The 14,623-nt window shown below is 40.1% G+C and carries 14 protein-coding genes; 11 read left to right on the top strand and 3 right to left on the bottom strand.

What is annotated here, in order from left to right; all coding sequences use genetic code 11:
• Positions 1–84: 84 nt before the first annotated feature.
• The 9 genes from dusA to CXF81_RS06215 all read left to right on the top strand — a co-directional run bounded on the left by dusA (position 85) and on the right by CXF81_RS06215 (position 9,116).
• Positions 85–1,110 carry a tRNA dihydrouridine(20/20a) synthase DusA gene (gene dusA / locus CXF81_RS06255; protein WP_101180511.1) on the top strand — a complete coding sequence of 342 codons (1,026 nt, stop codon included), beginning with the start codon at positions 85–87 and terminating at the stop codon, positions 1,108–1,110.
• Between the two features lie 290 nt (positions 1,111–1,400).
• Complete coding sequence (locus CXF81_RS06250; protein ID WP_101180510.1) at positions 1,401–1,724, top strand: hypothetical protein; 324 nt, start codon at positions 1,401–1,403, stop codon at positions 1,722–1,724.
• 242 nt (positions 1,725–1,966) lie between these two features.
• A complete protein-coding gene (locus CXF81_RS06245) occupies positions 1,967–2,167 on the top strand; it encodes a PspC domain-containing protein (RefSeq protein ID WP_101180509.1) in 201 nt (66 codons plus the stop codon).
• A gap of 107 nt (positions 2,168–2,274) precedes the next feature.
• Positions 2,275–3,267 (top strand): DUF2333 family protein, encoded by a 993-nt coding sequence (locus CXF81_RS06240; RefSeq protein WP_101180508.1) that lies wholly within the window; start codon positions 2,275–2,277, stop codon positions 3,265–3,267.
• 3 nt (positions 3,268–3,270) lie between these two features.
• Positions 3,271–4,029, top strand: a complete 759-nt coding sequence (locus tag CXF81_RS06235) for a TIGR04219 family outer membrane beta-barrel protein (protein WP_101180507.1) — start codon at positions 3,271–3,273, stop codon at positions 4,027–4,029.
• A gap of 122 nt (positions 4,030–4,151) precedes the next feature.
• Positions 4,152–5,972 carry an assimilatory sulfite reductase (NADPH) flavoprotein subunit gene (locus CXF81_RS06230; protein ID WP_101180506.1) on the top strand — a complete coding sequence of 607 codons (1,821 nt, stop codon included), beginning with the start codon at positions 4,152–4,154 and terminating at the stop codon, positions 5,970–5,972.
• Positions 5,972–7,684, top strand: a complete 1,713-nt coding sequence (cysI, locus tag CXF81_RS06225; protein ID WP_101180505.1) for an assimilatory sulfite reductase (NADPH) hemoprotein subunit — start codon at positions 5,972–5,974, stop codon at positions 7,682–7,684. The genes CXF81_RS06230 and cysI overlap by 1 nt, the downstream gene beginning before the upstream one ends.
• Positions 7,677–8,435 (top strand): phosphoadenylyl-sulfate reductase, encoded by a 759-nt coding sequence (locus CXF81_RS06220; protein ID WP_101180504.1) that lies wholly within the window; start codon positions 7,677–7,679, stop codon positions 8,433–8,435. The genes cysI and CXF81_RS06220 overlap by 8 nt, the downstream gene beginning before the upstream one ends.
• A 384-nt stretch (positions 8,436–8,819) precedes the next feature.
• Positions 8,820–9,116 carry a pyridine nucleotide transhydrogenase gene (locus CXF81_RS06215; RefSeq protein WP_101180503.1) on the top strand — a complete coding sequence of 99 codons (297 nt, stop codon included), beginning with the start codon at positions 8,820–8,822 and terminating at the stop codon, positions 9,114–9,116.
• Between the two features lie 298 nt (positions 9,117–9,414).
• Here the strand turns inward: CXF81_RS06215 and CXF81_RS06210 are convergent, their stop codons facing one another.
• On the bottom strand, positions 9,415–10,548 hold the full coding sequence (locus CXF81_RS06210) for a fatty acid desaturase (protein ID WP_101180502.1): 1,134 nt from the start codon (positions 10,546–10,548) through the stop codon (positions 9,415–9,417).
• Positions 10,549–10,660: 112 nt separating this feature from the next.
• Here CXF81_RS06210 and fabR point away from each other — a divergent pair, with 112 nt between their 5' ends.
• Positions 10,661–11,260 (top strand): HTH-type transcriptional repressor FabR, encoded by a 600-nt coding sequence (gene fabR, locus CXF81_RS06205; protein WP_101180501.1) that lies wholly within the window; start codon positions 10,661–10,663, stop codon positions 11,258–11,260.
• 19 nt (positions 11,261–11,279) lie between these two features.
• Here the strand turns inward: fabR and trmA are convergent, their stop codons facing one another.
• Positions 11,280–12,374 carry a tRNA (uridine(54)-C5)-methyltransferase TrmA gene (gene trmA, locus CXF81_RS06200; RefSeq protein WP_101180500.1) on the bottom strand — a complete coding sequence of 365 codons (1,095 nt, stop codon included), beginning with the start codon at positions 12,372–12,374 and terminating at the stop codon, positions 11,280–11,282.
• A 122-nt stretch (positions 12,375–12,496) separates the two neighbouring features.
• Between trmA and CXF81_RS06195 the strand changes: the two genes are divergently transcribed.
• Positions 12,497–13,732, top strand: a complete 1,236-nt coding sequence (locus tag CXF81_RS06195) for a DUF5610 domain-containing protein (protein ID WP_198556334.1) — start codon at positions 12,497–12,499, stop codon at positions 13,730–13,732.
• 32 nt (positions 13,733–13,764) lie between these two features.
• Here CXF81_RS06195 and CXF81_RS06190 read toward each other — a convergent pair whose 3' ends face one another.
• On the bottom strand, positions 13,765–14,286 hold the full coding sequence (locus tag CXF81_RS06190) for an RNA-binding protein (protein WP_101180498.1): 522 nt from the start codon (positions 14,284–14,286) through the stop codon (positions 13,765–13,767).
• Between the last annotated feature and the right edge of the window lie 337 nt (positions 14,287–14,623).

Here is a 14,623-nt window from a genome sequence, read left to right as displayed (position 1 = left end):
AAGAGCGTCACGATAAGGAATTAAAGGAAGAAATGTCGCGGCAAACATTTAGTTTGAAAATATTATATACAACATGAGTTTACATTGAATAACACCACTAACCTGCTAAATCATCGTCTCTCCGTCGCCCCCATGCTTGATTGGACCGATCGCCATTGTCGATTCTTCCTTCGTTTACTATCAAAACATGCCGTTTTGTATACCGAAATGGTGACCACTGGAGCGATCATTCATGGCAAGGGTGATTATTTAGGCTATAACAAACAAGAACACCCCGTGATACTGCAGTTAGGTGGTAGCGACCCCGAAGCAATGGCCCATTGTGCTGCTATTGCCGAGCAGCGCGGTTACGACGAGGTGAATATTAATGTTGGTTGCCCTTCAGATCGTGTTAAAAACGGTAGTTTCGGAGCTTGTTTAATGGCAATGCCTGAAACGGTTGCTGAATGCGTTTCGGCAATGCAATCCGCTATTTCTATTCCGGTCACAGTTAAATGCCGTATTGGTATAGATGATATGGATGACTATGAAGGTTTGAGTCGTTTTGTCTCTGTTGTCGCTGAGAGTGGATGCGAGCATTTTATTGTTCATGCCCGAAAAGCTTGGTTGCAAGGCTTGAGTCCAAAAGAAAACCGAGATATTCCGCCATTAAATTATCAGCGAGTTTATGATTTAAAAAATGAGTTCTCCCAGTTGCAAATTTCCATTAATGGCGGAATAACCACGCTGGAAGATTCGCAACAACATTTGCAACTGATTGATGGCGTTATGATGGGGCGTGAAATTTATTCAAATCCGTACATCTTAAGCAATGTTGACTCTTTACTTTATGGCGATACAGGCGTCGCTATAACAAGAGAAGCGGTGGTAGCAAAAATGACGGCCTACATCAAAGACCAAGTTGCACAAGGTTCAAAAGTTTGGCACATTGCAAGACACGTATTAGGTTTGTTTCAAGGACAAGCCGGTGGTCGCATTTGGCGTCGTTACTTAAGTCAAAATGGCACACAGAAAAACGTTTCCACCGATCTTTTGCTACATGCTTATGAACAAGTACTGCAAGCACAAACCAAAGCACGCGAGTTTAGAGAGAGCAAAATAGAAAGTTAATACACTTATTTCTTAGCTTTCTTAATAACGTAAACACATAAGCTTAATATTTGGTTAATTTTACCAACTCGGCTGGTTAATTTAACCAGTCATCACTTCATTACACCTGTGAATTGTCTGCACTATTGCATGAAAATTCATTAAACATATGATATTAAACAATAAATTATATTCCTTAAAAGTTGGCACAACAATCGCTATAGCTAAGTGTCGTTGCCGTAAAGGCACTTAACTTAAGGTTCCGTAGCCGTATACGTAGCCAATAATTTTTACATTTTGAGGAAAATATCATGTCCATGAAAAAAACAGGTCTAATTACTTTATTCGTTGCTGCTATCGCGTTAACGGGTTCAGTACAAGCAAATGAATTGCAGGTTAATAAGGTTTTATCAAACATGGTTAACCAAGCAATGAACACTGCAAAAACAGAAATTAATCAAGAAGTTCAGAAATCGATTTTGACTTCAGCTTATAACTTAACTTTTGCAAAGGTTGTTGACCCATCTGCTCCGGCAACGCAAGTAACAATTACCGACATCGCCGGCACAACAGCGAATGCGAAGTCTACACAATTAATTGTTACCAAAAATAGCGAAGACAAATCTTCCGATTAGTTGCTTCGCTATTTTTTGTTTACCAAGGAGAGAGTTATGTTAAGTCACATTAACCTTATCGGTTTGCTAGTTACGCCTATTCTATTTTACATAGGTAGCGCAACGGTTGTCATATGCCTTGAGCATTTCAAGTTAATTACATCCGGCCAAAGCTGACGTAAAAGCAGCTAAGAAAACCCGCGCCAGCGTTGTTCTTAATATTTTGCAGCACAAATAAATCACAGATAAAATAGGTACTTACAATGAAAACAGTGATCAATAATAAAAGGCTATTCAGAGATGCCAACCGCGCTATTATTTCTGGGGTTTGTGCTGGCTTGGCAAAATACCTAGATATCGACCCGCTATGGGTTAGAGTTGGTGCTATCGTAAGTATGATATTTTTAACTTTTCCAACTGCATTAGCTTATGTTTTAGCAATCCTTTTGTTGCGATACAAGTAGGTACGCTTGTACACTACACGCTCTAGGGGCCTAGTTTTTATTTTCAGCCGTTTAATTAATCGGCTGTCGGTGTTTCGGCTCAGGTTAACAAACGTCAAAGGATATTTATGACACAGTTTTTTTCGACTAAAACAGTTTCTGCGGGCATCTCCATTATCGTACTGTTGTTTGTGTTGCTTGGTTTTTGGTGGAGTTTTGCGCCAGACACATTTAACGTGCGCCAGAATGCACAAGACATGGCTGCCCAGAAGGGTCATCAAATGGTGACGAGCTACACAACAACATCTACACTGATTAAAGTCACTGAGATGATGCTGTACAAAAACGGCGGATACATTACTAACGATGTGCTGCCACCGGGCATTTTCATGGACAATATCCCTGCCTGGGAATTCGGCGTTTTAGAAATGAGTCGAGACCTCGCGCTTTCGATGCGCAAAGATTTTAGTCGCTCTCAGTCGCAGTCGATTGAAAGTCCACAATTGGTGCAGGCACAACCTTATTATAATAATGATAGCAATCGTTGGATCTTACCTTCCTCTGAATCTCGATATGAAAAAGCCATCGAGCAACTCTATTTATATCAAGCTGAACTTGGCAATATTGACAGTGTCAATACCCAGTTTTACGCTAGAGCGGATAATTTGCGTGATTGGTTAAAGCAGGTTGAAAAAAGGCTCGGAAGTTTGTCACAAAAATTAAGTGCCAGCGTCGGTTCCGATGTCATTAACACGGAACTGGCCGGTGACCCAGAGGCGAGGCAGTCAACGCCGCAAAGCCCTGTTGTTAGAAACAAGACCAGTTGGTTTAAGTTAGATGATAATTTTTATGAAGCGCGCGGGGCAAGTTGGGCTCTGTTGCATTTTTTGAAGGCAGTAGAAGTTGATTTTAGAGATGTTTTAGAAAATAAAAATGCAACCATTAGTTTGCGTCAAATTATTCGTGAATTAGAAGCGACTCAAGAAACTGTGTATACGCCCGTTATACTAAATGGAGACGGCTTTGGTATGTTAGCTAATCACTCGTTAGTAATGGCGAACTATATTTCAAGGGCGAATGCTGCTTTAATCGAATTATCAGAACTACTAAATCAAGGATAAAATATGAAAAAGTCACTTTTGGCTTGTGCTTTACTCGCTGCAACAGTCGTTGCCCCGGTGCAGGCTGATACGTTACTAGGCGCTTATGTTGGAGCGCAGGCGTGGAATATGGGCGCAGAGGGTGGTTTTTCGAATCAAGAATCGTCGCTTACTGACTTCACTTTTGATGATAAAACAAATGGCTCTTTTTATATAGCACTAGAACATCCGGTGCCAATTATACCAAATATTAAAATAAGCAGAACAATGTTGGACACGACAGGTGTTACGACACTTGCGACAGAATTCGAATTTAACGATACCTTGTATGGTGCCACTACAAACCTAAATACTGATTTTGAAATGATAGCCACTGATTTCATTTTATACTATGAGATTCTTGATAATGACCTAGTTAGTATTGATGTTGGTATTAATGGTAAGTATGTCGACGGCACTATTCTGGTTTCTGAGGCCAATGGTAATAGGATGACGTCGGAAGATTTCTCTGGTGTTATCCCAATGGGTTACGCAAAAATTGAACTTGGCTTACCTTTCACTGGCTTAGGCTTGTATGCAGAAGGTAGTTTTTTAGCAATCGACGATAATACTGCCTCTGACTTTCAAGCAGCAGTAACCTACAGTTTCGTGGAATCACTAGCGTTAGATATGACGTTGCAAGCGGGTTATAGAGCAATGAAAATAGAGCTTGAAGACGTAGACAACCTCTATTCAAACCTAGAGTTTTCAGGTGTATTTGTAGGGCTAGAATTCGATTTTTAAAAAAGACCACTTAATATGCTTTTTTTATAGTCCAAAAAGTAATAAAAAATCTGATTTAATTCTTTCAAGTTATGATTGAAAATCGTTAACCTTAGCCGTGTACTAGCTAAGGTTAACGATAAATGACATCAAATAACGGCAATAACAGTTTTTCAGCACTAACAGAACAGCAACTTCAGTTGCTTTCAAGTGCCGCCTCATCTTTAAGTAAAGAACAGCTTATCTGGGCAAGCGGCTTTTTAGCTGGCTTAGTCGGTTCAGCAAGCGCACTGCCAATGCCAACCTCAATTGAAACAGCGAATCATGCCGCTTCCGCTTCCGCGTCCACGTTGACGATCCTATATGGCTCGCAAACCGGTAATTCAAAAGGCGTTGCTAACAACTACAAAGCCTCTGCACTTGAACAAGGTTATCAAGCAAATGTGGTAAGCATGGCTGACTACAAACCACGACAGTTGAAAAATGAAACTCATCTTGTTGTTATTGTGAGTACTCACGGTGAGGGTGATGCGCCTGATGATGCCGTAGACTTATTTGAATTTTTGGCCAGTAAAAAAGCCCCTAAATTACCTAATCTGAAATTCGCTGTCGTGGGATTAGGAGATACGAGTTACGAATTTTTCTGCCAAACTGGCAAAGACTTCGAAACTCGTTTGCTTACGCTTGGCGCTACGGCGCTAGTTGAAAGGCTAGATTGTGACGTCGACTACGACTCTGCTGTGGCTGACTGGACCACATCGTTAAATGCTAAGTTGAAAGACGAGCTGACGCCAGTGGTAACCGCACAAATAATTAACTTAACACCGGCTGCCAACGCGGTCGCTGAATCTCTTTACAGCAAGAAAAACCCGTTTGTCGCTAATTTAAGTGCAGGCTTGAAGATAACGGGACGTGATTCAGTCAAAGACATTCGTCATATTGAAATTTCTTTAGAAGACAGCGGTATTGTTTATAAGCCAGGTGATGCTTTAGGTGTTTGGTTTAGCAATGATGAAGCCGTCGCACGGCGTTTACTATTGGCGACATCAACAAGCGCTGAGGATAAAGTAATGGTGGCAGATTTGGAGTTTACGTTGCTAGATGCTCTGATCAATAAATTAGAATTAACCTTAAGTTATCCAGGCTTTGTGAAATCGTATCAAGTCACCACGGGCCATGCAGAATTGGCTACGTTGATGGCTGATAAGGCCGCACTAAGGGAGTACTTATCAGTCTCTCAAATTGTCGATATTGTTGAAAAATACCCAGCAAAAATAGCTGCTCAAGCGTTAGTTGACGCGCTTAGGCCTATTGTGCCAAGACTCTATTCAATTGCCTCAAGCCAAGCAGAAGTCGAAGATGAGGTGCACATAACGGTCGCTCATGTTGAATACGAAGCTAACGGATATACTCATCAGGGCGGTGCGTCAGGGTTTCTTTCAACTCGTTTGGAAGAAGGCGACAATCTGAATGTTTACGTTGAGAGCAATGATAACTTTAGGCTGCCAACTGATCCAAACACGCCAATTATCATGATCGGCCCCGGCACAGGTATCGCGCCATTTAGAGCTTTCTTGCAAGAAAGAGATGTGACAGAAGCCGAAGGCAAAAACTGGTTGTTTTTCGGTAATCCTAATTTCACGCAGGATTTTCTTTATCAAACTGAATGGCAGCGCTACTTAAAGTCAGGATTGTTAAGCAAGATAAGTCTAGCGTTTTCGCGTGATCAAGCGACTAAAATTTATGTGCAAGACAGATTAAAAGAAAATGGTAAAGAAGTATTTGAATGGCTAGAACAAGGCGCGCACGTCTACATTTGTGGTGACGCTTTAAGAATGGCCAAAGATGTCGAATCAACACTCTTGGCCTTAGTTGCCGAACACGGCGATAAAACGGCTACGCAAGCAAAAGAATACCTAACAAATTTACGTAAATTAAAGCGTTATCAGAAGGATGTTTATTAATGAGTGATGACAGCAAGTTCAAAGTTGAAGGTAAACTGTCTGATAACGAGCGATTAAAAGGTCAGAGTCGTTTACTTCGCGGTACGATTACCGATGATTTGAAAGACGATGTAACGGGTGGATTTACAGCAGACAATTTCCAACTCATTCGCTTTCATGGAATGTACCAACAAGATGATCGTGATATTCGTGCGGAGCGAATTAAGCAAAGGCTAGAGCCTTTGCATAACGTGATGTTGAGAGCTCGATTACCAGGCGGTGTTATTAAACCTGAGCAATGGTTGGTTATTGATAAGTTTGCAGGTGACTACACGATGTACGGCAGTATTCGCTTAACAACTCGTCAAACTTTTCAGTTTCATGGCGTGCTAAAGCCAAATATGAAATTGATGCATCAAACCCTGCACAAAGCGGGTATTGATTCTATTGCAACAGCCGGAGATGTTAACCGCAACGTACTGTGCACATCAAACCCAGTTGAATCACAAGTACATAAACAAGCTTGGGATTGGGCGACTAAAATCAGTGAGCATTTATTGCCTAAGACCAATGCCTACGCTGAAATTTGGCTAAACGGTGAAAAGGTGGAATCAACCCAAGAAGATGAACCTATCTTGGGTAAAAACTATCTGCCGCGTAAATTTAAAACAACCGTTGTTATACCGCCTCAAAATGATGTGGATGTGCACGCTAACGATTTGAACTTCGTTGCTATTGCAGAGAAGGGCGAACTTATTGGCTTCAACGTGCTTGTAGGTGGTGGTTTGGCAATGACCCACGGCGATCATACAACGTTTCCGCGTAAAGCGGATGATTTTGGTTTTATTACGCTGGATAAAACACTAGATGTTGCCGAAGCCGTGTTATCAACCCAGCGCGATTGGGGTAACCGAGTTAACCGCAAAAATGCAAAAACCAAATATACGATTGAACGCGTTGGGGTTGAAAACTTTAAAGCGGAAGTAGAGCGCCGTGCGGGCTTGAAATTTGAACCAAGCAAGGCATATGAGTTTACTAGCCGTGGGGATCGTTTTGGATGGGTTGACGGCATCGATGGTAAGCATCACTTAACGCTATTCATTGAAAACGGGCGAATTTTAGATTACCCAGGTAAAACACTAAAGACAGGCTGTGCTGAAATTGCAAAAATACATAAAGGTGATTTTAGGCTAACTGCTAATCAAAATTTAATTATCGCTGGTGTATCTGCGGAACAGAAAGCAACAATAGAAGCCCTAGCCATTGCGCATGGTTTAATGCAAGCAAGCGTATCGAATCAGCGAAAAGACTCAATGGCTTGCGTGTCTTTGCCTACTTGTCCACTGGCTATGGCTGAAGCTGAGCGTTATTTACCTGCCGCAGTTACCGAAATTGAAGGCTTACTTGCAAAACATGGCATGCAGGACGAAAGCATCATTTATAGAATAACCGGCTGCCCGAATGGTTGTTGTCGGGCAATGTTGGCTGAAGTTGGTTTAGTAGGTAAAGGGCCGGGTAAATATAACTTCCATATTGGAGGTGATCGTCAAGGCACCAGAATTCCTCGGATGTTTAAAGAAAACATCACCGACACTGAAATTATGAGCCTTTTGGATGGGTTAATTGGCCGTTGGTCTACAGAAAGAAATAAAAAAGAGTCGTTTGGTGATTATGTGATTAGAGCGGGCATCATCGCGCCTGTCGTCGATTCGGCTAAGGACTTTTATGACTAACTTAGCACAGCAAATAAAGCCTGAAGGCAATCTGAATTTTAATCTTGATACGACGTTCATCACTGAGTTAAATCACACACTTGAAGCTATGTCGTTAATAAAGCGGGTAGAGTGGGCGTTAGATAATTTACCCAGCAACCACATGGTGTCATCTAGCTTTGGTGCACAATCAGCGGTGATGCTGCACTTACTAAATGAGGTTGCACCGGGTATTCCGGTGGTACTTACTGACACCGGTTACCTATTCCCAGAAACGTATACCTTCATCGATGAAATGACGACGCGGTTAAACCTTAATTTACACGTGTATAGTGCTAAATTGAGCTCAGGCTGGCAAGAAGCTCGGCATGGAAAACTCTGGGAACAAGGCGTAGAAGGTATTGAAACATACAATAAATTGAATAAAGTCGAACCAATGAAGCGCGCAATTGATGAGCTTGAAGTCAAAACTTGGTTCGCAGGCTTGCGTAGAGACCAATCCGATTCGCGTGGCAAACTGAAGGTTTTACAAAAGCAAAGCAAGCAATTTAAATTTCATCCCATTCTTGATCAATCAAACAAGCAGTTGCATGAGTATCTTAAAGTGAATCAATTACCATACAATCCTCTGTGGGAAAAAGGGTTTGTATCCATTGGTGATTGGCACACGACTGCTGCTTTGAAAGACGGCATGACAGAGCAAGATACTCGGTTCTTTGGCTTAAAGCGTGAGTGTGGTTTACATGAATTTGGTGATGGGGACGGCATTTAAGATAGTTGACGCGTTAACGCTGATATAATTCATTATATTTATACTCAAGCAACTATAAAAAACCAGGAACAGATCAGGCATAAGGTTACCTGTGTATAAGGTCCATGCCATTCAACCATCTGAAAGTGTATTTACTGTCGCATAAAGGTGACAAAGTTGTCTCTGACAATACCTAAAAGCAGTTTTTAATCGGGGGATAACATTAATATCTCGATGCTGTGGTCTGTTTATTATATTAAATAGTCTACTAATAGCGTAAAAAGACTAATATTTCATGATTCTGTCGTTTAACTGTAATATAATTGTAATACTTGTATGGTTTTACTTGAATTGTAGGTTATAAATGCATATACTCAGTACACTGTTAATTCACCGAGAACTGATATGAAGTATTTAAAAATCATCATGTTAATAACAGTTTCTGCGATTGCAATGTCTGCGAACGCAAAGTCCGGTGAAGCTAAGTTGTTCAATTGCATGGATAAAACTACATTTGAAGTAAATAGCGAATGTATGAGTAAACAAATAGCATCAAATTTAGTCTTCGTACGAGCTGAAGAAGCTGTAATTCAAAAAGCCAGCGATGTAAGTGATAGAGCAATAGCTACTATGACTTTTAATCCTAAAACAATGTCGATTGATGTTGTGGCACACAGAGACGCATATTTAGCTAAAAACTAAAAACGTGTTCTTATTGTATAAAAAAAACCTCCAAATTGGGGGTTTTTTTTTGCCTATATTTACCAGTAAAAGATTAATTCAAGGACGAAGATATATGGCTTTGCCAATGTTGTACTCGTAAAAAGCTCAATTGTGCTGTTAGCAGGCTATCAATGATGCTGGTATTACAAAAAAAGGCTTAGTGCTGGCTTGTTCTCTTTGGCATATAAGGCTAACGATAGGCTGAGAGATAAGGTATTAATGATTCAGAAATCAAAAGAAAGGATGCCGAAGCATCCTTTCTTATCAAACTTATCAATTACGCCGATTGAGGCTCTAGGTAAAAGGAATATATTGTTCGCCACTTTTGCTTTTGAACAGCGAGTGTCTGCTTCAACTCTTTATATTTGAAATCAAGTTCTAAACGCTCATATGTGGCCTTTAAATTTTTCTTCTTCATATTTACCAAGCGCTTCTTAGTCGCATAATATTCGACCATGCGATGCATCAAAACGTCATATTCATGTTGAATTTTGGCAACAATTTCTTCAGCGTTTGGCAAGTGTATTGCCTTATCTTGCGCATATTTTAGCTGCATTTCTAGTTTAGCTTTTTCAATGCGTTCTTCAGTACACGTTCTAAGATTGGTTGTTAGCTTTAAAAATGATAAGCCCTTGATCATCCATTTGGTTGGATCAAACTGCCACCATTTCACCCCATTTCTATAGTCATATTCGAATATATGATGGAAATTATGGTAACCCTCTCCGAAGGTAAAGAAAGCTAAAATACCATTATCCCTGGCTGAATTTTTATCAGTGAAAGGTCGCGAACCCCACATGTGCGCCAAAGAATTTATGAAAAACGTAACATGATGCACCAACACAATTCTAGTAACACCAGCTAATAGCATCATGCCTAAAATGTCACCATTCAACCAACCCAATAAAGCCGTAATACCGACGTTCGACACTAACACAATGGGGAGGTAATAATTGTGTTGCCACGTAACTATCTTTTCTTTCTGCAGGTCTTTGCAATTGCTGTAGTCTGCATAATGCGTGGCTTGATATTCGCGCAACATCCAACCTATATGAGAAAACCAAAAACCTCTTTTTGCTGAGTAGGGGTCCGAATCATTAACATCAACGTGTTTATGGTGCACCCGATGATCAGATGACCAATGTAAAATACTGTTTTGCACCGTCATGGCACCGCCAACGGCCAAAATAAATTGGACAACAGGATGAGCGCTATACGTTTTGTGTGACCAAAGACGATGATAACCAGCAGTAATCGACATGCCAGTAAAATAGAATAAGAAAATGGCAGCGCCAACTTCGAACCAATCGAAACCGTAGGTTAGTGCCCAAACGGGGGTCCCTACCAATGCAATTAGCGTCAGGATACTAAAAATTAAAACGTTGGTAATTATGAGGGGCGGTTTTTTCAAGAGATACCTTTAAATTTGAACTTACAACTGTAAGCCAACTTAACTTTTGTTGGCTTACTTGGCAAGAAATAAAGTTCTTAAAATTACATTTTTTGATGTATTCTAGTTATATATGAATAGACAAGAACAAAAACTGCAAACAAGACAACGCATAGTTGATGCCGCGTTTAGTTTATTAAACGAAGATAAAAGTTTATCTGCAATGAGCCTGCGTGAAGTAGCGCGTGAAGCCGGAATAGCACCAACTTCTTTTTATGGGCACTTCACTGATATTAATGAATTAGGCTTAACATTGGTTGATGAGGCCGGCTTAGCATTGCGCCAACTCATGCGACAAGCTAGGCAGCGCATTGAAGCTGGTGGCGGCGTAATCGACATTTCTGTTGATACATTTATGGAGTTTATTACGGACAATAAGAACGTATTCCGTTTATTGTTGCGCGAGCATACAGGCACTTCTGGGGCCTTTCGAGCTGCCGTTGCCCGGGAAATACAGCACTTTATTGAGGAGCTGAGTGACTATATTGTATTACAATTAAAACTACCCAGAAGTATCGCTACCATGCAGGCCGAGGCCATGGTTAAGCTCGTGTTCAGTGCTGGGGCCGAGGCCCTTGATTCGGACAAGCCATGTGTTGCTGAAACTGCAAAACGGGTTAAACTTCAACTTCGATTTGTGCAACTTGGGGCCGTAAAATACGCTTCACGTTGAAATCTGCAGCATTAAACCTTCATAGTCGACGCTCCAAATACACACCACTTTCTATATGGTCAGTGAATGGAAACTGATCAAACACCGCCGCACGTTTAATATCATGGGTTAAACATAAGGTCTCTAAATTTTCTGCAAGCGTAAGCGGGTTGCATGAAATATAGATAATGTTATCGAATTGCTGAATAAGATCGAGTGTTTTGTGATCAATACCGGCACGAGGAGGATCAACTAGCACAGTCGAAAAATCATATTTGGTCAAATCAATATCGCTTAAGCGACGAAACGCTCTGACGCCGGACATCGCTTCAACAAATTCTTCACTTGAGAGTCGCACAATAGTGAGATTGTCTATTTTATTCATTTCAATATTACACTGCGCAGCGTTGACCGATGTTTTTGATATTTCGGTTGCTAAGACGTTGTTAAAACAACTAGCCAGAGGAACTGAGAAATTACCAGCGCCACAATATAACTCAAGTAAATCTCTATTTTGGTCACTCACTTGAGCCATCGACCATTCAATCATATTACAATTGACTCTGGCGTTAGGCTGAGTAAAGCTATTTTCAATTTGTTTGAATTGGTATGTTCTTTTGTTTATAAATAGTTCTTCAATAACAAAGTCGTTGTTCAACATTACTTTTTGTTTCTTAGAGCGACCAATAAAACTGATTTTTAAATAGCTAGGGAGTGTCGCTGCCAGCTGTTTTATTTCGTCTTCCCAAGCCTGATCTAGTGCTTTGTGATAAACCAATGTAATTAATAGTTCTTCAGTGAGTGTACTCAAGTAGTCAACCTGAAAAAGTTTTTTTCTGAGTATTTCATTTCCCTTAAACGCAGCGGTCATTAAGGCCATACCTTTGTTAATGATTTCGCTAGCCGCGTCTAATTGGTCAACTCGATATTGTTCTTTATTCACTTTATCAAACATAATGTGGTAGGTATCGGAGCCATCGTGCCAAATCCGAAATTCTGCTCTCATTCTGAAATGTGTTGGTTGAGAGGCGTAAATATCAATATCTGATTGGTAAAATGAAGAGAGCAAGTTGATGACTCTATTGGTTTTTTCATCAAGTTGTTGTTGATATTTTTCGGCTAGTTGGTGCGACATGTATTACCTAAATATTTATTGTAGAGCCTGATTGTAAAGTTTTTTAAAAATTTACCAAGTTAAAGCTAAAGGTTTTATTTTTGCGTGCCGATAAGAATGTTGAGGCTAAAGAGGTATTGGTAATGAATTTAAGTGAAATTAAGATTACACAGTCAGACCAATCAACGATGGTTCGACCTGAAGTTGTACTTAACAAACAACTACAACAAAATGGGTTGATGCAAGCCAAAGAGCTTCAGCAATCTTTTGTAAGTGAAAATCAAGGTATTTCGGATAATCGAACGGTGGCTGCGCGTGTCTTAGGTATGTCTATTAGTCAGACCTTGACGATTGAGGGTAGAACAGCTGATGTATCCGCCAAAAATAAAGAAGATGAGCAAAAGGTTAAAATGCCGCTCTTTGATTTTGAAGAGGTTGCGCGTAATGTTCTGAGTTTTGTTGGTAACGTTATTAAAAAAGCATCAGATGATGGCGTACCTGATGATAAGCTCAGTTCACTATTTGAACAAGCTCGCTATGGCGTGTTAAAAGGTATTAAAGTAGCCGAAGACGAATTGGGGCCAAATTCCAGCAAAGAAGTTAAGCAAGGAATTGTCAAAAGTAAGGCATCGATTTTTGATGGAATTCAAAAGCTAGAAACCAGTATTTTTGATAAAATAGAAAAAAGCGATAAAATGGCAAGTGATTCTTTATCCTTACAGAAAGCAGAATTGAGTGAATTTTCGGTGCACACTCGAGACGGTGACGAGGTTCAGGTTCGTTTTGGCGTGCGTGAAAGCACGGTAAAAGAAAGTTTTATGGAAAGTAATGGTAGCTTACAAGCCAGCAGTATCTATCAACAGACAACCAGTTTCTCTTTGCAAATAAAGGGCGACCTCGATGAGGCTGAACTCAGAGCGATCGGTGATCTCGTCGCACAAGCTGATGATGTTGTTAACACCTTTTACTATGGCGATATCGAAAAAGCATACAACAAAGCACTTGAAATTGGATTTGATAACAAAGAGTTGTCTAGTTTTGCGTTGCAGTTAACTAAAGTCGAAAGTTCACAAAAGATTCAAAAGTATGGTGAGGTACAGCAATATTCTGAAACTCCAAGTTTAGATTTGAAGGCGCCTAAAGCAGTTGCCCAATATCTAAATAAAGTCTTAGACGGTATGAATCAAGCTGCACAGAAATTAGGCTCGCAAGATGATTTTAAGTCGGTTATCAATAGTTTGGTGAATGAAATGAAAGATGTTCAAGTGCCTGATATTCTGAGTGCGATCAATAGATTCCATGCATTTAATGCAAAACTATTAGATAGTCTAAATATAGACAAACCATCCTTTTCCTCAAATGAAAAGCCCGCTGAATAGCGGGCTTTTATATAGTCGAAAGAACGATAAGTTTAAGCCACTTTATCCTTAGCGGGTCTAACCTTTATGGTTCTCTCTTGGAACTCCGAATCATTTAACTTGTCGATCATTGAATCAGCTTGTTGTGCAGAAACTTCGACAAATCCAAATCCCTTTCTTTTTCCAGTTCGTTTATCTTTCATTAGTCTTACCGACCTAACATAACCGAACGTTTCAAAATGTTCTTTTACTATTTGTTCGTTAGCACGATATGGCAGATTACCTACGTATAAAGTGGAAACGTCTTCATCAGATTCATCATCATGATCATCATCATGTTCATCATCATTCGATATAGCTGAACTAGTCACTGAAGTTGATGCTGCAGACGCATTAGATTTTGTCATGCTGCTTAATATAAAAATTAAAACAGCGTTGAGAATGACCCCAACTGCAAACATCGACTTTTCAATACTTGTTGATCCTTCTCCAAATATTAGACCTGCGACATAAAAGCCAATCACAGCCAAGATGACTGAAGCCACGAATAATAGTGGCGTTTTAACGGATACCATAACCTTTCCTTCTCTTATTTTTGTTAACGTTATGTAAAAGGCGCATATAATATGACGGTTTTATGTCACATTTGCTAGTACTGTGTTCATTGACTGGGATATTTATTGCTAATTGTTCGTATTTCACTCGATGTGGGTAGATTTAAAGCACATGAAGTATTGATCCGTGAATTTTTCGATTTATTTTAGAAAAAGACTTGAACATATTTCAGATACCTCTATTATGCGCCCTCTCTTCAACGGAGACATCCGAAAAAACGTTCGGACGAAAGTTGAACAGGAAGTTTTAGCAGGATTTAAATTGGTTTTATCGGCGGTTTCGGTTAAAAACAAATTT

Source organism: Glaciecola sp. 33A (assembly GCF_002836745.1).
In the GTDB taxonomy this organism is placed as follows: domain Bacteria; phylum Pseudomonadota; class Gammaproteobacteria; order Enterobacterales; family Alteromonadaceae; genus Glaciecola.
Note: the sequence above shows the minus strand (reverse complement) of the source record. Positions and strands in the feature narration are given on the sequence as shown.

Excerpts from the sequence above, each read along its gene's own strand:
- CXF81_RS06250 (WP_101180510.1), top strand. The coding sequence starts at position 1,401 with ATGTCCATGAAAAAAACAGGTCTAATTACTTTATTCGTTGCTGCTATC.
- CXF81_RS06245 (WP_101180509.1), top strand. The coding sequence starts at position 1,967 with ATGAAAACAGTGATCAATAATAAAAGGCTATTCAGAGATGCCAACCGC.
- CXF81_RS06240 (WP_101180508.1), top strand. The coding sequence starts at position 2,275 with ATGACACAGTTTTTTTCGACTAAAACAGTTTCTGCGGGCATCTCCATT.
- CXF81_RS06235 (WP_101180507.1), top strand. The coding sequence starts at position 3,271 with ATGAAAAAGTCACTTTTGGCTTGTGCTTTACTCGCTGCAACAGTCGTT.
- CXF81_RS06230 (WP_101180506.1), top strand. The coding sequence starts at position 4,152 with ATGACATCAAATAACGGCAATAACAGTTTTTCAGCACTAACAGAACAG.
- cysI (WP_101180505.1), top strand. The coding sequence starts at position 5,972 with ATGAGTGATGACAGCAAGTTCAAAGTTGAAGGTAAACTGTCTGATAAC.
- CXF81_RS06220 (WP_101180504.1), top strand. The coding sequence starts at position 7,677 with ATGACTAACTTAGCACAGCAAATAAAGCCTGAAGGCAATCTGAATTTT.
- CXF81_RS06215 (WP_101180503.1), top strand. The coding sequence starts at position 8,820 with ATGAAGTATTTAAAAATCATCATGTTAATAACAGTTTCTGCGATTGCA.
- fabR (WP_101180501.1), top strand. The coding sequence starts at position 10,661 with ATGAATAGACAAGAACAAAAACTGCAAACAAGACAACGCATAGTTGAT.
- trmA (WP_101180500.1), bottom strand. The coding sequence starts at position 12,374 with ATGTCGCACCAACTAGCCGAAAAATATCAACAACAACTTGATGAAAAA.
- CXF81_RS06195 (WP_198556334.1), top strand. The coding sequence starts at position 12,497 with ATGAATTTAAGTGAAATTAAGATTACACAGTCAGACCAATCAACGATG.
- CXF81_RS06190 (WP_101180498.1), bottom strand. The coding sequence starts at position 14,286 with ATGGTATCCGTTAAAACGCCACTATTATTCGTGGCTTCAGTCATCTTG.